Here is a 21,288-nt window from a genome sequence, read left to right on the forward strand (position 1 = left end):
CGGTCAGCGCCGGCGAACGAGTGTCAGCCCATCGCCGATCGGCAGCAGACACATGTCCACGCGCGCGTCGGCATGGATCTTCCGGTTGAGTGCCCGCAGCGCCTCGGTGTCGGGGCTCGTGTCGGCGGGGTCGATCACCGCGCCGCCCCACAGCACGTTGTCGATGGCGATCAGCCCGCCGCGCCGGACCAGCACCAGGCAGCGCTCGTAATAGGCGTCGTAGCCGGTCTTGTCGGCGTCGATGAAAGCGAAGTCGAACGTGCCGTCCTGCCCGTCGGCCAGCAGCCCGTCCAGCGTGGCCAGGGCCGGGCCCAGGCGCAGATCGATGCGCCTGTCCACCCCCGCCTGCCGCCAGAACGGGCGGCCCACGCTGGTGTAGTCCTCGCTGATGTCGCAGGCGACCAGCTCGCCGCCCTCGGGCAGCGCCGCCGCCACGCTCAGCGCGCTGTAGCCGGTGAACACGCCGATCTCCAGCGCCCGCCGTGCCCCGGTCAGTTGCACCAGGAAGGCCATGAACTGGCCCTGGTCCGGGCCGATCTGCATCCCCGCCCCGGGCCGCCCCCGCGTGGCCGCGCGCAAGCCACGCTGGGCGTCGGACTCGCGCGTGCCCCGTTCGGCCACATAGGCCGCCAGGGCGTCGGTCATGGCGAGGTGCCGGCCCATCAGTTCGCCACCGCCGCGGCCACCCATTGCGCCCAGGCCAGCGTCCGCCGGTCGTCGCCGCGGCGGCCGACGATCTGGATGCCCAGCGGCAAGCCGTTCGGCCCGGTACCGGCCGGCACGGTGACACAAGGTACGTGCAGCGCGGTCCAGTAGGCGTTGAAGGCGGGATCACCGGTCCACTCCAGCCCGGCCGGCGCCTCGCCGGGAGCGGCCGGCGTCAGCAGGATGTCGACCCCGTCCATCAGCGCGGGAACGCCGTCCTGCAGCCGGGCGAACACCGCCAGCGCCGCGTCCAGCTCCGCGGTCGGATGAGCGAGGCCCCATTCCAGCCGCTCGCGCAGCACGTCGCTGATCTGCGTGCGCGCGGTCAGCAGCTCCCAGCCCATCGAGCGCCCGCTCTCCGCGTTCATCACCAGCGGATGCGCGGTGTCGAGCGCGCGATAGGCCTCTGGCAGCTCCCGCTCCTGCAGCGCCGCCCCGGCGCGCGCGACCGCGCCGGTCACGCGCTCCCACAACACCTGCGTCTCCGGCGCCGCCTTGTCCCAGGCCGGCGAGCGGCACAGGCCGATATGCGGGGCGCGGTCCAGGCGGGCGTCGGGGTCGCCCAGGTCGCGATTTGCGACGGTGCCGGCGAACAAGGCGCAATCGGCGACGCTGCGGGCCATGACGCCGATCGTATCAAGGTTATCCGACATCACTTTCATGCCCAATCGTGGAATGCTGCCGAAGCTCGGCTTGAAGCCGACCACGCCGCAATAAGCCGCCGGCCGGATGATGCTGCCGGCGGTCTGGGTGCCGAAAGCGAGCGGGAAGAAGCCGGCGGCGACGCCCGCGGCCGAGCCGCTGCTGGAGCCGCCGGGAGTGTGGGCGGGATTGGCGGGGTTGGTGGTGGGCCCGGGCTTGCGGGTGGCGAATTCGGTGGTGACGGTCTTGCCGAGGATCACGCCGCCGGCCGCCCGGGTCCATGCCACACAGGCCGCATCCGCAAGCGGCCGGTGCCCGGCCCAGATCGGCGAGCCATATTCGCTTGGCATATCAGAGGTATCGAGAACATCCTTCACACCGACCGGCAGACCGTACAGCGGCCCATCCACCGGCTTCGCGCGGCGTGCCTGGGCCGCATCGAAATGGGCGAAAGCCCGGACCTGGCCTTCGCGCGCGTCGATCCGGTCCAGGCAGGCCTCCAGCAATGCCGCGGTGCTGAGTCGTCCCGATCGAATCCGGCGCGTGGCTTCGGTAGCGGTCAGGTCGGCGGGATCGGACATGGACGGCGCTCCTTGAATGTTCGTGAGAGGGTGGCGCGGCTCGCGGCGGAGGTCCATCCTAGGCGCATGGACGACAATGCGCGCGCAACGACGATTCAGATGGGAGCGGCCGCGGACGGCACGCTGACCTATCTGGTCGACGCGCCGCCCGAGGCCCTGCCGCCCGTGCGCCAGCGCGACCTGGCAGCGGCCTGGGACGCCGCGCGCAGTGCCGCCACGCATGAGGATTGGGGGCCCGCGCGCCTGTTCCGCTTCCGTCGCGGTGACGGCAGCGCCACCGATCTCGCCTTGGCCGACCCCGATGCGTGCTGCTGGGCCCATGCGGTCGACGCCACCATCGGCACCTCGACCAGCTACGGGCTGTCGCTGTGCCTGCGCCTGCTCGGGCTCGTCGACCTGTTGGCGCAAGCGCGCTGGGCCGATGCGCTGTTCACCGTCCGCCGCGACGGTGCCGAGATCCACCCCGCGCTGCTGCACGCGGCCGCGACCACCGCGCTCACGCCGGATGCGCGGCTCGACCCCGAGCGTGTCCGTGCCCTTGTGGCGCGCGCCAGCATGCTGTCCTCTTCAGCCACCGCGCCCCGCCTTTCGTCAGGAGCCCCTGCATGACCCGCCTTCGCCTGCCCGCCATCCGAACGGTCCGGGGCCCTACCCTTTCCCTGCTGGCTACCCTGGCGGTGGCCGCCTGCGCCGCGCAGCAGCCGCAGTCGCACGCCTCCGCCGCACAGCAGGCCGCCTGCAAGCAGCGTGCGGACGAGGTCTATCTGCGGCAGAACCGGGCGGACATCTATCGCGCCGACACTTATGCCACCAGCACGCGCGACGCGCCGCTGAGCGGCCTGCCGCAGTCCAACACCACCAGCGGCCTGTCCGGCCGCTATGCGCGCGACGTGCTGCTGTCCAACTGCCTGAACGGGATCGGCGGCACCGCCGGCGCCAGTCCGCAAGCCGCGCCCGAGGCCACGCCGCTGCCGCCGCCACCACCGCCGCCGCCACCCAAAAAGCGCTAGGCACGGCATCATCGTGGGCAGCCTCACGGCGATTCGCCGTGTCCTGTCGAGCCGGAACACGCAGATCTTCTACGCCTGCAGCCTGACCTCATGGACCGGGCTGTGGATGCAGAAGGTCGCGACCGACTGGCTGGCCTGGCAGTTGACGCATTCGGCGCTGTGGATCGGCATCCTCACCTTCTGCAACCTGGGCCCTTCCGTCATCGTCTCGCCGTTCGCGGGCGCGGTGTCGGACCGGGTGGACCGGCTGCGGCTGACCGTGTTGACCCAACTCATCACCGCCGGCCACGCGCTGACCCTGGCGGTGCTGACGCTCACCGGCCTGATCCGCATCGAGTACATGGCGGCGCTGGAGATCCTGCTGGGCACGTCGCAGGCCTTCGCCCAGCCGGCGCGGCAGAGCCTGGTGCCCGGCATGGTTTCGCGCGCCGACCTGCCGGGGGCGGTGGCGCTCAATTCGCTGTGCTTCAACCTGGCCCGGTCGATCGGGCCGGGCATCGGCGGCGTGATCGTCGCCACCTGGGGCGTGGTGCCGGCGATCCTGGCGAATTGCTGCGCCTATCTGGCGGCCAGCATGACCATGCCGCTGCTGAAGCTGGATGCCGCCACGCGGCGCGGCCACGCGCCCACCGGCAGCGTGCTGCGCGAGGCGCTGGACGGCATCGTCTACGTGGCGCGCCATCCCGGCATGGGCCCGCTGTTCCTGTACGCGGCGACGGTGGGCGTGCTGATTCGCGCCGTGCCGGAACTGCTGCCGCCCTTTGTGGCCGGGCTGTTCGGCCGCGGCGCCGAGGGACTGGCAACGGTGTCGAGCGCGATCGGGCTGGCGGCACTGGCCGGCGGCACGTTCATCGCCATGCGCGGGCGGCTGAAAGGGCTGTGCAAGCTGGCGGTCGGCAGCGGGCTGGTGCTGGCGCTGGCCACCGCCGGGTTCGTGGCGACGCACGCCTTCCCCTTTGCGGTGGTCTGCGCGGCGGCCATGGGAGCGGCCACGACCATACACGGCATCGCCGTGCAGACGCTGCTGCAGACCGCCACCGCCAGCCACATGATTGGCCGGGTGTTGAGCCTGTGGGGCATGATCACCCGCGCCGCCCCGGCCATGGGCGCGCTGTCTTATGGCGCGGCGTCCGAGGTGGCGGGGCTGCAGGCGCCGGTGCTGGTCGGCTGTGCGATCGCAGCCGGCGCCTGTGTCGCCGCGATCAGCCGCCTGCCGCACATGGCGCGTGCCCTGGAGCGGGGCGAAGCGCCGACGTGACCACGCTGCGGCTGCCCCGTTGCGAGAACCGTCCGCCGGCGCCGGGCTCGCTCCGTTCGGCAGCGATTCCGATCCTACCCGGGAACGAGCATCTTTTTGCGGCGCGGTGATTTCGCCGCGCCGGAAGATGCTCTAGAAGCCAAGGCTTCGTATCGCCGGGAGACAGAGGGGCCATGAGCAAGATCATCCGCACCGAACCGAACAAGATTCTCGCCAAAGCCGTGGAGTATCATGGCTTCGTGTACCTGCAGGGCTGCACGGCCAAGGATGTGGCGAAGGACATCAAGGGCCAGACCGCCGAGGTCCTGGACGCCATCGACGCGATCCTGGAGACGCATGGCACCGACAAGACCCGCATCCTGCAGGCGCAGATCTGGCTCAAGGACATCCGCGACCGCGACGCCATGAACGAGCTGTGGTCCGCCTGGCTGCCCAAGGACGGCGCCCCGGCGCGGGCCTGCGTGGAGGCCAACATGGCCGATCCGCGCATCCTCGTCGAAATCATGGTCACCGCCTGCAAGTAGGCTTCCACGACAATCCGGGAGGGATCGCGGCGCCTGCCGCCCCTCCCGGCCGCGGCTTCGTTCGGCGAAGCTGCGATGGCGCAACGACATGGCGGCGCGAATCGCCGCCGGTCCTCGCTACCAGCGGTTGTTGCATTTGCGCCACATGCAACAAATTTATCGGCAACACCCCTGGAAATCCAACGTTTTAGGACAGCGTTCCTCATTCCAGCCGTTATCCACAGGGGCGTATCCACTAAATCGCATGCCTGACGTGCACCCAATGCTTTCCCGGGTTGTCACGCTCACGGCCGTGTAGCAATCGGAAACACGGTTGCAACGGCTAGAAGGATTCGGCGTATGCGGGCATGGATGATGGGGGGAACGGCGGTCGTGCTCGGGTCATTCCTGACACTCGGCAACCCGACACCCGCACATGCCGCCCGGCCGAACGACACCGCCAATCGCACCCAGGCCACGCACAAGGCCAGCACGGCACAGCCCGGCCGCGCGGCCGCGCCGCGCGCCTCCACCGCGCCGGCGCATCTGTCCTCGAAGAAGCCCCAGTCCAAGACCGGCAAGGTGGTGTATGCGCGCCACAGCTATGGCGGCATCAGCTGCGTGCCATATGCGCGCGCGGCTTCCGGCATCGACCTCAAGGGCAACGCCGTGAACTGGTGGGATGCCGCCGCCGGCGTCTACCAGCGCGGCAGCCAGCCGGAGCCGGGCAGCGTGCTGAATTTCCGCGCCACCGGCTCGATGCGCCTGGGCCATGTCGCCGTCGTGACGCGGGTGATCAATGCGCGCGAGGTCGAGATCGACCATGCCAACTGGGCGCGTACCGGCAAGGGCAACGTGGCGCGCGGCATCGCGGTGATCGACGTCTCCGACAACAACGACTGGTCGGCCGTGCGCGTGAGCCTGGGCCGCAACGGCGATTTCGGCAGCGTGTATCCGACCTACGGCTTCATCTATGACCGCCCTGATCGCGGCGTGATGCTGGCAAACTCCCGGGCGCGAAGAACCCCCAGCCGCGCCGCCAGCTATGACGAGGTCGCCGAGGCGCCGGCCGTGGCAGGCGAGATCGACGCGGTCAACCGCAACATCCGCTGACACGCGAACGACCGCGCTGAGCCGCCTGGCGCGCCGCGCCGGGCGTTGACGCCTGCCGCCGCCGGTGCGAGACCTGCGGCACCATGCATCCCACATCTCCCCGCGTCCTGACGCGGCGCAGCCTCGGCGCCATCGGCCTCGCGGCGCTGGCCACGCGGGCCCACGCCGCGGACGCCCCTCTCCAAATCGCCCAGGTGATCCCGCTGTCCGGCGAGCGCGCCCTGATCGGCGACGACTGGCGCAACGGCGTGGAGATGGCGGTGCAGGACATCAACGCCGGCGGCGGCATTCTCGGCCGCATGGTGCAGGTCAGCACCTATGACACCCAGTCCAGCGCCGCCGGGCTGCGCGGCAGCCTGCAGCGCGCGCTGGATGGTGATCCCTATGCGCTGCTCGGCCCGCTGTCGGCGGCCGACACGCTGGCATCGCTGCCGATGGTGCGTGAACGGCGCATCCTGCAGATCACCGGCAGCACCATGGTCTCGACCGCCGGGGCCCCGTTCCTGTTCCTGGCCAGCGTGCCCGAGGCCGCCCGCATGACCAAGCTGGTGCTGTGGATGCGCGCCGCCCTGCCCGCCATCACCCGGATCGGCGTGCTGTGGACCCCCGCGGAACCCGGCCGCGCCAGCCGTGACGCCTTCGTCCGCGCCGCCCAGCCGGTGGGCCTGGCCATTGCCGGCGACCTGCCCGTGCCGACCACGGCCGCCGAGCTGCCCGGCGAGATCGCCAAGCTGCTGCGCGCCGCGCCGCACGCCGTGTTCCTGGCGGCCCCCGGCCGTGACGCCGCGCGCCTGCTGATCGAGCTGCGCCGCCAGGCGCCGGAGCTTCCCATCTTCGGCGAGGCCATCCTGGTGGCCAACCGAACGCTGGAAAAGGCCGGCGCCGCCGCCGTGGGCGTGCGCGCGAGCGTGGCGCTGGCCGCCGCGGCCCCCCCGCTGGCGGCGTTCCACGACCGCTTCCAGGCCCGTTTCAAGCAACCGGCGAGCAGCGCCGCCATCGAGGGCCACATGGCCGTCGCCATGGTGAAGGCCGCCACCGACCGCCTGGGCCGCGCCGACCCGCGCGGCCTCGCCGACGCGCTGCGCGGGCAGCACATCACCACGGCCGAAGAGCCCGCCTTGCTGCTGGACACCACCTGGAATGCCGCCGGCGAGCCGGACCGCGTCAGCTTCCTCGCCGAAGTGACCGCGCCCGGCCAGGTTGCCTGGCAAATCCTGCCGCCATTGCAGGCGGCCTGATCGTCAGATCAGCGCCACGGGCCGCACCGGAGCGCCGGTGGCGCCACGCAACTTGGGCGCCAGGAGGATCAGGCAGAATCGGGTGACCCGGTCCCGGGCGAGCTCCTCGAGGGCGAGGTTTTCGATCAGATGGACCCCGGCCTCCGCCAGCGCGTGCTGGTGTACCGGCAGGGATTGCGTGGGATCGGGGTTGGGCAGCACTTCGACGGCCATGTTGTCGCAGCCGATCGCGACCACGCCTTGCCGGGTGAGCCAGCGTGCGGCGGGAACGTCGATGCCGGGCTCGCCGGCCAGGTAGCGGGTGTTGTCGGCGGCGAAGAAACGGCCCCAGCCGGTTCGGATCAGCACCACGTCGCCGGGGCTGATGACGCTGTCGCCGGCGGCGCAAGCGAGGTCGTCAGGCGTGACGACGCGGCCGGGTTCGAGGAACGCGCCGCCGTCGAGGCCGGCGACGTCGAGCAGGAGGCCGCGGGTGATGATGGGCGGGACGTGCTCGATCCCGAGCCGGTCGAGGCCGCGGTCGGTGACGACGTCGGCAGCGCTGAGGCCGTTATAGAGCCGGTCGCCGATGGAGAAATGGCCGAGCGCGTCGATATGGGTTCCGGTATGCGCGGTCATTTCCAGCCGTTCCACGTTGGAACCGGCATCGTTGGTGAAGCCGTGCCGGCGGCGGCGGCGGATGGTGTCGCGCCAGGTGGCCCAGAGCGAGAGCAGGAACGGCGTCTGGTTCGGGGCCATGAACGGCGCGTCGGCACCGGTGACGTGGCTGAGGTCGTAGGCATGTCCCTGCGTCACCAGACGCAGGGCGGCGAGGCGCAGTTCGGGCGTCAGCAGATTGGCGGCGCCGATCTGGTCGGCTGGCCCCCAGCTTGCGTGGCCATGGCCGCAGCCGGTCATGCGCCCCTCCCTCTTCCGGCAGGATGGCGACGGCGCGGGTCCAGCCGGCGGAGGCGCGGTGGACCTTGACCGGGAAGCAGACGATCTCGAACCCGTCGGGCGGCAGCCGGTCGAGGTTGTTCAGCTTCTCCATGTGGGAATAGCCGATCTCGCGCCCGGCGCGGTGGCCTTCCCAGATCAGGCCGGCGTCGCCGGTTTCCTGCACGCGGCGGCGGGTGTGGGAGAACGGGGCGTCCCAGCTCCAGCCATCGGTGCCGACCAGGCGCACGCCGCGCTCCAGCAGCCACAGCGTGGCGGCCTTGCCCATCCCGCAGCCGGAATCGACGTAGTCGGGTTCGCCGTAGCGGGCGCCGGCGCTGGTGTTCACCACCACGATCTCGAGCGGGCGCAGGGTGTGGCCGATGCGCCTGAGCTCGGCCTCCACGTCGTTCGGGGTGGCGACGTAGCCGTCTTCGAAATGGCGGAAATCGAGCTTCACGCCGGGCTGGAAGCACCAGTCCAGCGGCACCTCGTCGATGCGCCAGGACGGCTCGCCGCCGGGCTTCAGCGCGTGGTTCATGGTGCTGAAGAAGTGGTACGGCGCGTCGAGATGGGTGCCGTTATGGGTGCTGATGGTCACGCGTTCGACGGCCGCGTATTCGCCGCCGGGAAGCTGGTCCACGGCAATGCCGAAGAACTGCGCGAGCGCCGGCGCCGATTGGTGGTGATCGATGTACTCGATCTGCGGCAACATGTGGGGCGGATCGCTGGCGATGCCGGCGCGCAGCGGGCTGGAGATGTCGATCAGGCGGCGCGGCATGGACGGTTGCTCCCGGGTCTGCGGCTGTCGGCTGGCGCCGGCATGGCGGAGGCGCCGAGTTCAGGCCACCGTTTGATCTCGGTCAAGGCGCGCAGGCGCGCGGCTGCGCAGGATGCCGGCCTGACGCGCAGACGGAGGACTGGTGGATGCCCAGAATGAAAGCGGCCGTGTTCGTGGAGCCTGGACGCATTGTCCTGGATGAGAAGCCGATCCCGGAGGTGGGGCCGCTGGATGCGCTGCTGCGCGTGACGACGACGACGATCTGCGGCACCGACATACACATCCTCAAGGGCGAGTATCCGGTGGCGAAGGGGCTGACCATCGGCCATGAGCCGGTGGGCGTGATCGAGAAGCTCGGTGCGGCCGTGCAAGGCTATCGCGAGGGTCAGCGGGTGATTGCCGGGGCGATCACGCCCAGCGGCCATTCGGCGGCGTGCCTGTGCGGCTATCACTCGCAGGATGGCGGCTTCAACAAGAGCGGCTTCAAGGCGATGGGCGGCTGGCGCTTCGGCAACACGATCGACGGGTGCCAGGCGGAGTATGTGCTGGTGCCGGATGCGATGGCCAATCTGTGCCCTGTGCCCGACGAGCTGACCGACGAGCAGGTGCTGATGTGCCCGGACATCATGTCCACCGGGTTCTCCGGGGCCGAGAGTGGCCGCATCCGCATCGGCGACGTCGTGGCGGTGTTCGCGCAGGGGCCGATCGGCTTGTGCGCGACGGCCGGGGCGAAGCTGTCAGGTGCTACGACGGTGATCGCCGTCGACGGCATTGCCGGCCGGCTGGAGATGGCGCGCAAATGCGGCGCCGACATCGTCCTGAACTACAAGGAGGTCGATCCGGTCGAGGAGATCGTGCGCCTGACCGACGGGCGCGGCGTGGATGCGGCGATCGAGGCACTGGGCACGCAAGGGACGTTCGAGTCCTGCCTGCGGGTGCTGCGGCCGGGCGGCACGCTGTCCAGCCTGGGGGTGTATTCCGGCGACTTGCGGATTCCGCTAGGGGCGTTTGCGGCCGGGCTGGGCGACCACAAGATCGTGACGACGCTGTGTCCGGGCGGGAAGGAGCGGATGCGCCGGCTGATCAGCGTGATCCAGTCCGGGCGCCTGGACCTGCGGCCGATGGTGACGCATCGCTATCGGCTGGACGACATCGAGGCGGCGTACGAGCTGTTCGCGAATCAACGCGACGGGGTGCTGAAGGTGGCGATCACGCCATAGGGTCATGCCGTATCGGGACATCGATGAACTGCCGCATTCGGTGCGGAGCCATCTGCCGACGCATGCGCAGGAGATCTATCTGGCGGCGTTCAACAACGCCTGGCAGCAGCACGCGCACGAGCCCGATGGCGAGGCGATCGTGCACCGGATCGCCTGGGCGGCGGTGAAGCGGCGCTATCGCAAGCTGGGCGACGCGTGGGTGCCGATCCGGCCGTAGCGGCCGGATCGGCACCGCCGGGCCGGAACCGCCTCGTACCAGCGGCCATGAAGAATGACCGCTGGTACGAGTCGTTGTTTTGCGCGCCGCCGCCCACCAAGCCCGCGACAGGCACGCGCTTGCGTGCCGCAAGCGGATCGGCGCGCGATACCAACGGCCCGTGACGATGGAGGGGTCATCGTCAAGGGCCGTTGGTATCAGGGGCCGTCGCCGGCCCAGCCTTGCAGGATGCGGATGTAGTTGGCGCGTTCGAAAGCCGTGGGGTCCTGCACGCGGCGCTGGCTCATGCGGCCGCGGATGTCGCCCACCGTGGCGTCGCGCGCGTCGAGCCAGGCCGCGAGGCCGTCGCGCAGCACGCGCATGTGGCCGACGCCGTGGCGCAGCAGGGCCGAAGTGGTCATCACCGCGTCGGCGCCCACGAGCAGGAACTTGACGACCTCGTCGGCGGTCTCGACGCCGCTGCTGGCGGCGAGCGAGCCGCGCACCTGGCCGGCGAGGATGCCGATCCACAGCAGCGGCAGGCGGATCTCCGTGGGCGCGCTGAGCTGCAGGTCGCGCAGCAGGCGCATGGCGACGAGGTCGATGTCCGGCTGGTAGAAGCGGTTGAACAGCACGCAGCCGTCGGCGCCGGCATCGTCGAGCGAGCGGACCATGGCGCCGGGCGCACTGAAATACGGGCTGAGCTTGATGGCCACGGGAATGGCGACGGCGGATTTCACCGCGCGCAGCACATGGCGGTAGCGGGCTTCGACCTCGGGGCCGGTCACGGCGAGGTCGGCGGGGATGAAGAAGACGTTCAGCTCGATGGCGCTGGCGCCGGCCTGTTCAAGGTCGCGGGCATAGCTGGTCCAGCCCGCGCTGGTGACGCCGTTGAGGCTGGCGATGACGGGGATGTCCACGGCGGCGCGCGCCTGGCGGAGGGTTTCGAGATAGCGGTGCGTGCCGGTGCGATAGAGGCTGGGCGCCAGGAAATGGTTCTGCGCGCCGGCAACGCTGTCGGCACAAGCGGCGGCAAGGCGTGCGTATTCGTCGGACTCGGCGTCGAGCTGTTCCTCGAAGATCGAAGGCAGCACCACGGCGCCGGCGCCGTGGTCCTCGAGCGCGCGAATGTTGTCGAGCTCGAGCGTGAGCGGAGATGCCGATGCGATCAGCGGCGTTTTCAGATCGAGGCCGAGATAGCGCGATGCGAGGGTCATGCCGCGCGTCCTTTCAGGCCGGTGCGGAATGCAGACGACCAGGTGGGTCGGCATTCCGCTCGTTCCTCCGCCAATAGCGGTTGCCGGAGGGCGCTGGGCCATTGTTTTCAGTGGCCTGCCGGCCCCTGCGTCCGCCGCAAGATGCGGCCAACTTCGGGGGCAGGACACTAGGCCCGCGTGGCCATCCCCGCCTTGATGCAGATCAAATGCGGATCAATGCGACATGAAGACGGGAACCGTCATGTGCGACAGCAGGTTGCGGGTGACGCCGCCGAACACCAGCTCGCGCAGGCGGGAATGGCCGTACATGCCGCAGACCAGCATGTCCGCGCCGAGATCGGCGGCGTAGGACAGCAACGCGTCGCCCTCGCTGATATCGACGGCGACCGTATGCGCGGCCTCGGCCTTGATGCCGTGGCGGGCGAGGTGCAGGGCGATGTCGGCCGCGGGCACATCCCCGTCGCCGGCGATGCCGCGGCGCGGATTGATCGCCAGCACCGTCACCTTCTTCGCGTGCAGCAGCAGCGGGATCGCGTCGTTCAGCGCGCGCGCGGACTCGGCGCTGGCGTTCCAGCCGACCAGCACGCGCTCACCGATCGCGGGAAAGGTGCCGGCGAAGGGCACCATCAGGATCGGCCGGCCGGAGGTCATCAGCGCCGGCACCGGCACGTTCGCAGCCGGACCGGCGGGGGTGTCGGGATCGGGCTGGCCGAGGATGACCAGATCGGCATAGCGCGTGTGCAGCGCCAGGGTCTCGCCGACATCGCCCTCGACCAGGCGCCATTCGCCGGACAGGCCGTCGCGGCGCAGCCGGTCGCGGAAGGCGGCCTCGATGCGGGCCGCTTCCTCCAGCCGGGCGGCGCGCAGCCGGTCGATCACGTCCTCCGCCCGCTCCAGGTCCATGAAGGCGGTGGGAAAGCCGTAGAACATGTCCGGCGGCGGCAGTTCCACCACGTGCAGGCCGATCAGATTGGCCTCGTGCCGGGCCGCCAGCCCCGCCGCGAGGGTCAGCCGCACGTCGCTGCGCGGCGATGTGTCCAGATGAACCAGGATGTCCTTGATGGGCATGAACGTTACTCCCGTGCGCTTCAGGTCGTGCGGTGGCGGTACTGGTAGTTCTTGTCGAGCCGCTCCATCAGGTAGTCGCCGTAGCGCACCGGCGCATGGCGCGGCGGATTGCCGGGGCCGGTGCAGGTGGGCACGCATTCGACGGTGCTGTCCATGGACATGTCGAAGAAATACGGGCAGGAAAAACGGTCGCCGCCCGAAAGGTTCTTGACCCGGTGCGGGGTGGACTGCCAGCGCCCGTTGGTCCAGCGGCTGAGCATGTCCGCGACGTTGACGACCCAGGTGCCGGGAACCGGCGGCGCCTTCAGCCAGGTGCCGTCCTTGCGGCGCACTTCCAGGCCGCCGGCATTGTCCTGGCACAGTATGGTGATGAAGCCGTAATCCGTGTGCGGGGCCGAGCCGAACGCGTCGTCCGGGCTTTCGGGCGGCTGCGGCGGGTAGTGCAGAAGCCGCAGGAAGGTGGTGGGGAAATCGAAATGCGGCAGGAACCAGTCGGGGTCGAGCCGCAGCGCGCGGGCCAGCGGCCGCAGCAGGCGCATGCAGAAGGCGCGCATCGCCGCCTCGTAGGCCTGCACGGCTTCGCGGAAGCCCGGCAGGTCCGGCCATTGGTTAAGGCCGTGCAGCGGCTGGCCGAAGCGCGGGTCGGCGGGGTCGACCTCGTGCATGATCATCAGGGATTCGCTGTAGTTCGGCCGCTTCACCTGCGCCACCGACGAGGTGACGATCAGCGAGGTGTTGGGCGCCATGTAGCCGCGATGGGCGTCGTTCATCGCCAGCGCCCGCTTGGCCGCGTCGGGCAAGGCGTGGAAGCGGCGGGAGGCGTCGAACAGGCCGCGCACGAGGGCGTCGGGCACGCCGATGTTGCGGAAATAGCAGAAGCCGATGCGGCTGAAGGTTTCGTCCAGTTCGCGGGCGATGGCCGCCTCGCCGGCCTCGCCGTCATCGAGGCGGGCGAAATCGATGATCGGCAGTTCGTTGGCCCCGATCGCGGCGGGTGTGGCGGTGGCGGGCATGCTTTGTCCTGTCAGAGGGCCGCGGCTTGCAGGGCGGGGCGCGGGCTATGCGGCGGCGGCAGAGCGTCGTGCCGGCAGGGGGCGGCCTGACCGCCGCTGTTGTGCAGGGTGATCTCATGCATGGGTCACCGCCTGGGTTGCGCCGCCGGTATTGCCCGGACAGCTTAGAGCCGCAACGGACCTGCCGGCAAACCCTGGCGCGCATGAGTCGGGTGTGCTGGCCGGGTCCGGCGGCGGGAAGCCGGCCTACATTCCCCAGCGCCGCACGAACCAGGTCTTCACCAGGTGGGTCAACACCGCGTACAGGCCCATCATGGCGATGACGCAGGGCCAGTAGAGCAGCGGCAGCGGGTGAAAGCCGAGCGTCGTCCCGAGAGCGGAATACGGGATGGCGGCGCCGATCAGGCAGATGACGATGGTGGTCGCGATCAGCGGCGTGCTGGCGCGGCTTTCGAAGAACGGAATCCTGGCGGTGCGGATGATGTGGATGATCAAGGTCTGAGTCAGCAGCGATTCCACGAACCATCCGGCCTGGAACAGGCCGGGGCTGTCCCAGGCGCCGAACAGGTAGATCATCGTGAAGAACGTGGCGTAGTCGAAGATCGAGCTGATCGGGCCGATGAACAGCACGAATTTCGTGATGTTGCCGATATCCCAGCTGCGGGGCACCGAGAGGTATTCCGCGTCGACGTTGTCCGTCGGGATCGTGGTCTGCGAGAAGTCGTACAGCAGGTTGTTGGTCAGCACCTGGATCGGCGCCATCGGCAGGAACGGCAGGAAGATGCTGGCGCCGAGCACGCTGAACATGTTCCCGAAATTCGAGCTGGCCCCCATCTTGATGTACTTGGTGATGTTGCCGAAGATCTTCCGGCCTTCGAGAATGCCGTCGCCGAGCACCGCCAGGCTCTTTTCCAGCAGGATGATGTCGGCGGACTCCTTGGCGATGTCCACGGCGGTATCGACGGAAATGCCGACATCCGCGGCCTTCAGCGCCGGGCCGTCGTTGATGCCGTCGCCCATGAAGCCCACGACATGGCCGCGGTGCTGCAGCGCCTCGATGATCCGCGCCTTCTGCGCGGGCGCCATCTTTGCGAACACGCACGCCGTTTCCGCCACTTCGGCGAGCTGGCTGTCGGACATCGCCTCGACCTCGCTGCCGAGCACGATGCGGCCCGGCTCCAGGCCGACCTGCCGGCAGATGGTGCGTGTGATCACCGGGTTGTCGCCGGTCAGGATCTTCACCGCCACGCCGGAGCGGTGCAGCTGCACGATCGCCGCGGCCACCGACTCCTTCGGCGGGTCGAGGAAGGCGATGTAGCCCACCAGCGTCATGCCGGCCTCGTCAGCCACGCCATAGGCGGCCTTCGGCGCCGCGATGTCGCGGAAGGCGACGGCGACCACGCGGAAGCCTTCGCCGTTGAGCTTCTCCATCTCCCGCTTGGCGTCGTCCAGATGCGTGGGATCGAGCGGCCCGCCGCTGTCGCCGAGCATGTAGCGGTCGCAGACGGCGAACACCTCCTCCACCGCGCCCTTGGTAATCATCAGGTGGCTGCCGTCGGCGCGGCTCAGCACCACGGACAGGCGGCGGCGCTGGAAGTCGAAGGGGATCTCGTCGACTTTGGTGTAGCCGGCGCAGGCGGCGGCCAGGGCTGCGTGCTCGGGCCGCGCGGCGTGCTGCACCACCGCCTCGTCCAGCAGGTTCTTCAGCCCTGACTGATGGCGGCTGTTGAGGAACGCGTATTCCAGCACGCGGGTGGATTCCTCGCCCTCGAAGTCCAGGTGGTACTGCAGGATGATCCGATCCTGGGTCAGCGTTCCCGTCTTGTCCGTGCACAGCACGTCCATGGCGCCGAAGTTCTGGATGGCGTTCAGCCGCTTCACGATGACGCGTTTGCGCGCCATGGCGATGGCGCCCTTCGCCAGGTTCACGGTGACGATCATCGGCAGCATTTCCGGCGTCAGGCCCACGGCGACCGCGGTGGCGAACAGCAGCGCCTCCAGCCAGTCCCCTTTGGTGAGGCCGTTGATCAGGAACACCGCCGGCACCATCACGCCGATGAAGCGGATCATCAGCCAGGTGAAGCGGGTGATGCCCTTGTCGAAGCTGGTCTCGACCCGGCTGCCGATGACGCTGTCGGCGAGCTTGCCGAAATAGGTGGCCGGGCCGGTCTGCAGGATCACGCCCAGGCCGGTGCCGCTCAGCACGTTGCTGCCCATGAAGCAGAAATTCGGCAGGTCGAAGGCCTCGCCGGCGGCGTGGTCCGGCACGACTTCGCTTTTCTCCACCGGCATGGCCTCGCCGGTGAGGGCGGACTGGTTGATGTGCAGGTCCTTGGTCGCCAGCAGCCGCAGGTCGCCCGGCACCAGGTCGCCCGCGGCAAGCTGCACCACGTCGCCGGGCACCAGCGCGTCCACCGGCACCTCGCGGACCGTGCGCGTGCCGTCCGCGGCGACGCGGCGAACGGTGGCGGTGGTCTTGACCAGCGCGCGCAGTTCGGCCGCCGCCTTGTTGGAGCGGTGCTCCTGCACCACGCTCAGCGACACGCTCAACACCACCATCAGCGCGATCACGATGGCCGCGCGGGCATCGCCGGTCAGCCACGACACCCCGGCCAGCGCCAGCAGCAGGAAGTTCAGCGGGTTGCGGGCACGGCCGAGGATTTCCCGCGGCAGGGTCTGCGGCCGCTCGCGCGCAACCAGGTTCGGGCCGGCGCTGGCGAGCCGCCGCGCCGCCTCGCTTTCGGCAAGCCCGTCCAGGGACGTTCCAAGGCTGCGCAGCAGCTCCGCCGGCGGGGTGCGGCCAAGCGCGAGCACGGTGGCGGACGAGATGGCGGCGGTGGCCGGTGCGGCCGGCCGGCGAAACCACCGCAGCAGGCGCAGCCGGGCCGTCTGGGAGGGCGTTTCACCTGCCGTTATCTCACGTGCGGTCATCGTTGCCTCTCAGCCTGCGGTCTCGCGACGCCATTGCGGCGGCCATGGGACGCCACGGCAGCCCGGTCGCGGGACCGGGCTGCCACACCGAACCAACAGAGTAGCGCCATTCCCCCGCCCGGGAACGAGGAGATGGCCAGGCGCGAGGGCCGGCTAGACGGGCGGGATTTTGCGGAACTTGTGCAGCGACCGCAGCCCCTCCGGGCGCGGCGTGTCGGGATAGAAGGTCGGCCAGTTGGTCCAGGAGACCTCACCCACGTAGATGTCGCCGCGGCTGTCCACGGCGATGCCGTGCGGCGCCTGGAACTCGGTCGGGCCCAGGCCGGGCAGCAGGGCGCCGATGCGGGCGATGCGCTTGCCGGTGTTGTCCACGATGGTCAGGCGTGGGCCGAGATTGGGCAGGTCGCGGTTCACCGGCATGCCCGAGCCGAGCTCGCCGACATAGCAGACCGGGCATTTGCCGCCGGTCATGAACAGCGCGCAGGGGCGGTGGAGGTTGTTCCACTGGGTTTCGTAGCGGCCGTCGCCGTCGAACACCTGCACCCGGTGGTTCTCGCGGTCGGCGACGTAGACCCAGCCGGCGTCGTCGCAGACGATGTTGTGGACGATGTTGAACTCGCCGGGGTCGGTGCCGGGGCCGCCCCAGCTTTTCAGCAGCTTGCCGTCGGGCGCGAATTTGTGGACGCAGGAATTGCCGTAGCCGTCCGACACATAGATCTCGCCCTTCGGCGAAAGCGCCGTATGGGTGCAGCGATGGAACGGCAGCCCGCTCATATAGGCCGAGGGACGGCCGGGAATGCCCAGCGTCATCAACAGCTTGCCGTCCAGCGTGCACTGCTTCACGGAGTGGTCGCCGTCGTCGGTGAGCCAGATCGTGTCGTCGGGGGCCATGTGCAGGCCATGTGCGCGGGGGAACATCCCCTCGCCCCAGCTGCGCAGGAAGTTGCCGTCGCGGTCGAACACGATCATCGGGTGTTCGCCGCGGTTGAACACGTAGACGTTGTCATGGCGGTCGACGCCGACCGAGCCGATTTCCTTGAACGACCAGCCCGGCGGCAGCCTGGCCCAGTTCTCGACGACCTCGTACGTGTAGTCGCCCGATCCGACGGTTATGCTCACGCTTTTCCTCCCTGCGCTCTGCGGAGGGGGGAGCCTAGGGCTGACGGAAAAATGATGAAAGAACCCGCGATCGGCAGATGCGTGCCACACTCGGCCCGCGGTTGTCTTAAATCGGCAACAGTCTTGGTTTCATATGCAATGAATTCCGGGACGGCAGAAGGGAACGACCATGGATCATCGGCACATGTCGGAGGTCATCCGCCGCACGCCGGTCACGCAGCCGGGCTCGGCGACCGTCCAGGAGGCCTGCAGGCTGATGCATGAGCATCGCATCGGCGCGATCCTGGTGGTGGACGAGCACGGCCGGCTTGAGGGCATCTTCACGGGCCGGGATGTGGTGCGGCTGCTGGCCGAGGGCCACAGCCCCTTGCACACCCATCTGCGCACGGTCATGACCCGCAACCCCGACCATATCCACCCCCGCCACACCGCCATCGAGGCACTGCGGCTGATGCATGACGGCGGCTTCCGCCATGTGCCGGTGGTCGACGAAGGGCGCGTGGTCGGCATCGTCTCGCACGGCGACTTCCGCGCCATGGAGCATGCCAGGCTGGACGAGGAGACCGGGATCTGGGAACGGATCTGACCGGCCCGGCCGGTCAGGCCGCGCAGGGGTGCGTCGCGGCCCAGTGGCGGGCGATGTCGATGCGCTGGCACAGCCACACCGCGCTGTGCGAGCGCACGTAATACAGGAAATTCCGTAGCGCCTCCGCCCGCCCGGGGCGGCCGGCCAGGCGCATGTGCAGCCCGATCGACAGCATCGAGCCCTGCTGCGCGCCCTCGCGAAACAGGCAGTCGAAGCTGTCCTTGAGGTAGGCGTAGAAATCCGCACCGCTGCTGAACCCCGCGGGGTTGGCGAACTTGGAATCGTTCACGTCCATCGTGTACGGAATGACCAGATGCGGCCGGCCGTGGCGCGTGTCCCAATAGGGAAGCTCGTCGTTGTAGGCGTCGCTGTCGTAGAGGAACCCGCCCTCCTCCACCAGCAGGCGGCGGGTGTTCACGCTGGGGCCGGTGCGGCAGTACCAGCCCAGCGGCCGGCTGCCCATCGTCCGCTCCAGCGAGGCGACGGCTTCGCGGATATGCGCGCGCTCCTCCGCCTCGCTGAGCAGCCAATGCTTCTCCCAGCGCAGGCCGTGGCAGCAGATGTCATGGCCGGCGGCGGCGATGGCCCGGGCGGCCTCGGGGTTGCGCTCCAGCGCGCGGGCGCAGGCAAAGACGGTGAGCGGGACGCGGACCTCCTCGAACAGGCGCATCAGGCGCCAGAAGCCGACGCGGCTGCCGTATTCGTAGAGACTCTCGGCGTTCATGTCGCGCATGCCGGCGGGAACGCCCGTGGCCCCCTCCAGCAATCCGGTCTCCGGGCCGGGATCGCCATCGAGGATCGAGGATTCCGAACCTTCCTCGTAGTTCAGGACGAAATTGACAGCGACCCGCGCGTGGTCGGGCCATTGCGGGTCGGGCCGTCGCGCGCCGTAGCCGATCAGGTCGCGGGGATAACTGGCGTCGGTCATGGGGCGGCCTCTTCGTCTGCATGCATTTGGTTGCATTTTGGGGCATGGCGCATCAAGGCCCGATCCGGCAAGCTGCCGTGCACGGCGCAACGGATGACGATGCCGCCGAAACAGGTCGGGGGGCAGCGGGTTCGGGCATGCGTGGGCAGACCATCTTCATTTCCTCGCCGCTCGAAGCCGAGCATGTCGCGCGCATCCGCGCCGCCAGCCCCGCTGTGACGGTGCTGCACGAGCCCGCGCTGCTGCCGCCGATCCGCTACATCGGCGACCACAAAGGCGCACCGATGCAACGCACGGCCGACCAGCAGCGGCGCTGGCGCGAACTGCTGGCGCAGGCCGAGATCGTCTGGGACCTGCCGGCGGCCGAGGACATGCCCTTTGCGGCGAAGCTGCGCTGGGTCCAGACCACCAGCACCGGCGTCGGCCAGGCCGTGGCGAAGCTCGGCCTGGACCGGCGCGACGTGCTGATCACCACTGCCCGCGGCGTGCATGCGGGGCCGCTGGCGGAATTCGTGTTCATGGCGCTGCTGGCGCATTTCCGCGAGCTGGCGCTGTTGCAGGCCGAGCAGCGCGCGCATCGCTGGGTGCGCGCCTGCTACACCGAGGTCGCCGGCCGCACGCTGGTCATCATCGGGGCCGGCGACCTGGCACGCGGCTGCGCGAAGCTGGCGAAGGCGCTGGACATGCGCGTGGTCGCCGTCGCCCGCGATCCCGGCAAGAGCCGCGCCCACAACGCCCTGTTCGATGCCGTCGTTCCCGCCTCGGAGCTGAATGCCGCGCTGGCCGGCGCCGATGCCGTGGTGGTCACGGTGCCGCACACGCCGGCGACCGAAGGCATGATCGGGCGAGCCCAGTTCGCGGCGATGCGGCCGGGCGTGGCGTTCGTGAATATCGGCCGCGGCCAGGTGGTGGACGAGGCGGCGCTGATCGACGCGCTGCGCGCGGGCCATGTCGGCTTCGCCGCACTCGACGTGGCGGCGGTCGAGCCGCTGCCGCCGGACAACCCGCTATGGGACCTGCCGAACGTGCTGATCAGCCCGCATTCCGCCAGCACGGTCACCACCGAGAACGCGAAGATCACCGACATCTTCCTGCACAACCTGAAGTGCTGGCTGGACGGGCGCGCCGGCGATATGCGCAACGTGCTCGACAAGACGCTGATGTACTGAACGAAAAAAACAAAATAAAGGGAGAGACCGACATGCGCCCTGCCCTGCGACTTCTGCTCGCCGCCGCGCTCGTCCTGCTTGCGCCGGCCGCGCGCGCCGCGGACCCGTCCGGCGAGATCGTGCTGCTGGCCTATCCCGGCGCCTTCCAGGACAACTACACCAAGGCCGTGATCGAGCCATTCACGGCGAAGTATCCGGGGGTGAAGGTGATCTACGCCGCCGGCGGCAACTCGGCGCAGATGCTCGGCCAGTTGCGGGCGCAGAAGGCGAGCCCGCAGGTGGATGTCGCCATCATGGATTTCTCGCTGTCGCGGGTCGGCAACGCCGAGGGCCTGTTCGCGCCGCTCGACCGCAAGGAGATCCCGAACCTTGCCGACGTGTTCGACGAGGCACGCATGGGCAGCGCCGCTGCCGGCGAATGGGGACCGGGCATCACCTTCGACCATCTGGTGCTGCTGTATGGTGAGGGCGTGAAGCCGGCGCCTCTGGGCATCAAGGACCTGATGAACCCGGCCAACAAGGGCAGCATCGTGTTCTCGCCGGCGCCGAACGTGATCGGCACCTCGGTGCAGATCCTGACCGCGAAATATCTCGGCAGCGACTACAAGGCGCCGATCGATCCCGTGATCGACGCGCTGAAGAAGATCGCCGCCAATGTGCAGACCTGGCAGGCGACGCCGGACAACTACACCATGATCATCAATGGCGCGGCCGGCATCGGCGTGGGCTGGAACGCGCGGGCGCAGTTCTATGCCGACAAGTCCGGCGGCAAGGTGAAGTCGACGGTGATGACCGAGGGCAGCGTGCTGGACATGGACACCATCAACCTGGTGGCCGGCGCGCGCAATCCGGCGGCGGCGAAGGCGTTCATCGACTTCGCGCTCGGTGCCGAGCCGCAGGTGAAGCTGGCGCACATGATGTATTACGGCCCGACCAACCGCAAGGCGGTGCTGCCGCCGGAGCTGCTGGAGCGGACGTCCTCGGCGCCCGCCACGCTGGCCAGGATGGTGCCCGTGGACTGGGGCTATGTCGCCTCGGTGCTGGACCAGTGGTCCGGCCGGTGGCGGCGCGAGGTGATCCCGGCGCAATAGCCGC

The 21,288-nt window shown here is 69.5% G+C and carries 20 protein-coding genes and 1 pseudogene; 11 read left to right on the top strand and 10 right to left on the bottom strand.

What is annotated here, in order from left to right:
- Positions 1–3: 3 nt before the first annotated feature.
- Positions 4–645, bottom strand: coding sequence for a class I SAM-dependent methyltransferase (locus tag OL599_RS10685; protein WP_264713723.1), 642 nt, complete (start codon positions 643–645; stop codon positions 4–6).
- 17 nt (positions 646–662) lie between these two features.
- The gene (locus OL599_RS10690; RefSeq protein ID WP_264713724.1) at positions 663–1,928 is read right to left on the bottom strand and encodes an amidase; all 1,266 of its coding nucleotides are present in this window, start codon (positions 1,926–1,928) and stop codon (positions 663–665) included.
- A 66-nt stretch (positions 1,929–1,994) separates the two neighbouring features.
- Between OL599_RS10690 and OL599_RS10695 the strand changes: the two genes are divergently transcribed.
- The 6 genes from OL599_RS10695 to OL599_RS10720 all read left to right on the top strand — a co-directional run bounded on the left by OL599_RS10695 (position 1,995) and on the right by OL599_RS10720 (position 7,050).
- Positions 1,995–2,537: a hypothetical protein gene (locus tag OL599_RS10695; protein WP_264713725.1), complete on the top strand. Its 543-nt coding sequence runs from the start codon at positions 1,995–1,997 to the stop codon at positions 2,535–2,537.
- Entirely contained in the window at positions 2,534–2,938 is a 405-nt protein-coding gene (locus OL599_RS10700) for a hypothetical protein (RefSeq protein ID WP_264713726.1), read from the top strand. Before OL599_RS10695 ends, OL599_RS10700 begins: the two co-directional genes overlap by 4 nt.
- Before the next feature lie 13 nt (positions 2,939–2,951).
- Positions 2,952–4,196, top strand: coding sequence for an MFS transporter (locus OL599_RS10705; protein WP_264713727.1), 1,245 nt, complete (start codon positions 2,952–2,954; stop codon positions 4,194–4,196).
- 173 nt (positions 4,197–4,369) lie between these two features.
- Positions 4,370–4,720, top strand: coding sequence for a RidA family protein (locus tag OL599_RS10710; protein WP_264713728.1), 351 nt, complete (start codon positions 4,370–4,372; stop codon positions 4,718–4,720).
- A gap of 372 nt (positions 4,721–5,092) precedes the next feature.
- Complete coding sequence (locus tag OL599_RS10715; RefSeq protein WP_264713729.1) at positions 5,093–5,812, top strand: CHAP domain-containing protein; 720 nt, start codon at positions 5,093–5,095, stop codon at positions 5,810–5,812.
- A gap of 83 nt (positions 5,813–5,895) precedes the next feature.
- Positions 5,896–7,050 carry an ABC transporter substrate-binding protein gene (locus OL599_RS10720; RefSeq protein WP_264713730.1) on the top strand — a complete coding sequence of 385 codons (1,155 nt, stop codon included), beginning with the start codon at positions 5,896–5,898 and terminating at the stop codon, positions 7,048–7,050.
- Positions 7,051–7,053: 3 nt separating this feature from the next.
- Here OL599_RS10720 and OL599_RS10725 read toward each other — a convergent pair whose 3' ends face one another.
- Positions 7,054–7,947, bottom strand: a complete 894-nt coding sequence (locus OL599_RS10725) for a cyclase family protein (RefSeq protein WP_264713732.1) — start codon at positions 7,945–7,947, stop codon at positions 7,054–7,056.
- 289 nt (positions 7,948–8,236) lie between these two features.
- Positions 8,237–8,746: pseudogene (locus OL599_RS10730) on the bottom strand (cyclase family protein); the annotation flags it as partial.
- A gap of 155 nt (positions 8,747–8,901) precedes the next feature.
- Between OL599_RS10730 and OL599_RS10735 the strand changes: the two are divergent.
- Together OL599_RS10735 and OL599_RS10740 are read left to right on the top strand one after the other, a co-directional pair.
- Positions 8,902–9,966, top strand: a complete 1,065-nt coding sequence (locus OL599_RS10735; protein WP_264713733.1) for an NAD(P)-dependent alcohol dehydrogenase — start codon at positions 8,902–8,904, stop codon at positions 9,964–9,966.
- 40 nt (positions 9,967–10,006) lie between these two features.
- Positions 10,007–10,183, top strand: coding sequence for a ChaB family protein (locus OL599_RS10740; RefSeq protein WP_264713734.1), 177 nt, complete (start codon positions 10,007–10,009; stop codon positions 10,181–10,183).
- Positions 10,184–10,380: 197 nt separating this feature from the next.
- Here the strand turns inward: OL599_RS10740 and OL599_RS10745 are convergent, their stop codons facing one another.
- The 5 genes from OL599_RS10745 to OL599_RS26040 all read right to left on the bottom strand — a co-directional run bounded on the left by OL599_RS10745 (position 10,381) and on the right by OL599_RS26040 (position 17,510).
- On the bottom strand, positions 10,381–11,379 hold the full coding sequence (locus OL599_RS10745) for a dihydroorotate dehydrogenase-like protein (protein ID WP_264713735.1): 999 nt from the start codon (positions 11,377–11,379) through the stop codon (positions 10,381–10,383).
- 213 nt (positions 11,380–11,592) lie between these two features.
- The gene (locus OL599_RS10750) at positions 11,593–12,447 is read right to left on the bottom strand and encodes a universal stress protein (protein WP_264713736.1); all 855 of its coding nucleotides are present in this window, start codon (positions 12,445–12,447) and stop codon (positions 11,593–11,595) included.
- 20 nt (positions 12,448–12,467) lie between these two features.
- Positions 12,468–13,460 carry an isopenicillin N synthase family dioxygenase gene (locus tag OL599_RS10755; RefSeq protein ID WP_264713739.1) on the bottom strand — a complete coding sequence of 331 codons (993 nt, stop codon included), beginning with the start codon at positions 13,458–13,460 and terminating at the stop codon, positions 12,468–12,470.
- A 246-nt stretch (positions 13,461–13,706) separates the two neighbouring features.
- The gene (gene mgtA, locus OL599_RS10760; protein WP_264713741.1) at positions 13,707–16,391 is read right to left on the bottom strand and encodes a magnesium-translocating P-type ATPase; all 2,685 of its coding nucleotides are present in this window, start codon (positions 16,389–16,391) and stop codon (positions 13,707–13,709) included.
- A 153-nt stretch (positions 16,392–16,544) separates the two neighbouring features.
- Positions 16,545–17,510, bottom strand: a complete 966-nt coding sequence (locus OL599_RS26040; protein ID WP_264713742.1) for a peptidyl-alpha-hydroxyglycine alpha-amidating lyase family protein — start codon at positions 17,508–17,510, stop codon at positions 16,545–16,547.
- 184 nt (positions 17,511–17,694) lie between these two features.
- Between OL599_RS26040 and OL599_RS10770 the strand changes: the two genes are divergently transcribed.
- Positions 17,695–18,096, top strand: coding sequence for a CBS domain-containing protein (locus OL599_RS10770; protein WP_264713743.1), 402 nt, complete (start codon positions 17,695–17,697; stop codon positions 18,094–18,096).
- A 13-nt stretch (positions 18,097–18,109) separates the two neighbouring features.
- Here the strand turns inward: OL599_RS10770 and OL599_RS10775 are convergent, their stop codons facing one another.
- Positions 18,110–19,024 carry a polysaccharide deacetylase family protein gene (locus OL599_RS10775; RefSeq protein ID WP_264713744.1) on the bottom strand — a complete coding sequence of 305 codons (915 nt, stop codon included), beginning with the start codon at positions 19,022–19,024 and terminating at the stop codon, positions 18,110–18,112.
- A gap of 137 nt (positions 19,025–19,161) precedes the next feature.
- On the opposite strand from OL599_RS10775, the gene OL599_RS10780 reads away from it, so the two are divergent.
- Complete coding sequence (locus tag OL599_RS10780) at positions 19,162–20,193, top strand: D-2-hydroxyacid dehydrogenase (RefSeq protein ID WP_264713745.1); 1,032 nt, start codon at positions 19,162–19,164, stop codon at positions 20,191–20,193.
- A 32-nt stretch (positions 20,194–20,225) separates the two neighbouring features.
- Entirely contained in the window at positions 20,226–21,284 is a 1,059-nt protein-coding gene (locus OL599_RS10785; RefSeq protein WP_264713746.1) for an extracellular solute-binding protein, read from the top strand.
- The last annotated feature ends 4 nt before the right edge of the window (positions 21,285–21,288 follow it).

Source organism: Limobrevibacterium gyesilva (assembly GCF_025989185.1).
Taxonomy (GTDB): Bacteria; Pseudomonadota; Alphaproteobacteria; order Acetobacterales; family Acetobacteraceae; genus Limobrevibacterium; species Limobrevibacterium gyesilva.

Excerpts from the sequence above, each read along its gene's own strand:
- OL599_RS10695 (WP_264713725.1), top strand. The coding sequence starts at position 1,995 with ATGGACGACAATGCGCGCGCAACGACGATTCAGATGGGAGCGGCCGCG.
- OL599_RS10735 (WP_264713733.1), top strand. The coding sequence starts at position 8,902 with ATGAAAGCGGCCGTGTTCGTGGAGCCTGGACGCATTGTCCTGGATGAG.
- OL599_RS10745 (WP_264713735.1), bottom strand. The coding sequence starts at position 11,379 with ATGACCCTCGCATCGCGCTATCTCGGCCTCGATCTGAAAACGCCGCTG.
- OL599_RS10710 (WP_264713728.1), top strand. The coding sequence starts at position 4,370 with ATGAGCAAGATCATCCGCACCGAACCGAACAAGATTCTCGCCAAAGCC.
- OL599_RS10750 (WP_264713736.1), bottom strand. The coding sequence starts at position 12,447 with ATGCCCATCAAGGACATCCTGGTTCATCTGGACACATCGCCGCGCAGC.
- OL599_RS10770 (WP_264713743.1), top strand. The coding sequence starts at position 17,695 with ATGTCGGAGGTCATCCGCCGCACGCCGGTCACGCAGCCGGGCTCGGCG.
- OL599_RS10700 (WP_264713726.1), top strand. The coding sequence starts at position 2,534 with ATGACCCGCCTTCGCCTGCCCGCCATCCGAACGGTCCGGGGCCCTACC.
- OL599_RS10775 (WP_264713744.1), bottom strand. The coding sequence starts at position 19,024 with ATGACCGACGCCAGTTATCCCCGCGACCTGATCGGCTACGGCGCGCGA.
- OL599_RS10685 (WP_264713723.1), bottom strand. The coding sequence starts at position 645 with ATGACCGACGCCCTGGCGGCCTATGTGGCCGAACGGGGCACGCGCGAG.
- mgtA (WP_264713741.1), bottom strand. The coding sequence starts at position 16,391 with ATGACCGCACGTGAGATAACGGCAGGTGAAACGCCCTCCCAGACGGCC.
- OL599_RS10755 (WP_264713739.1), bottom strand. The coding sequence starts at position 13,460 with ATGCCCGCCACCGCCACACCCGCCGCGATCGGGGCCAACGAACTGCCG.
- OL599_RS10785 (WP_264713746.1), top strand. The coding sequence starts at position 20,226 with ATGCGCCCTGCCCTGCGACTTCTGCTCGCCGCCGCGCTCGTCCTGCTT.
- OL599_RS10780 (WP_264713745.1), top strand. The coding sequence starts at position 19,162 with ATGCGTGGGCAGACCATCTTCATTTCCTCGCCGCTCGAAGCCGAGCAT.
- OL599_RS10720 (WP_264713730.1), top strand. The coding sequence starts at position 5,896 with ATGCATCCCACATCTCCCCGCGTCCTGACGCGGCGCAGCCTCGGCGCC.
- OL599_RS10725 (WP_264713732.1), bottom strand. The coding sequence starts at position 7,947 with ATGACCGGCTGCGGCCATGGCCACGCAAGCTGGGGGCCAGCCGACCAG.
- OL599_RS10690 (WP_264713724.1), bottom strand. The coding sequence starts at position 1,928 with ATGTCCGATCCCGCCGACCTGACCGCTACCGAAGCCACGCGCCGGATT.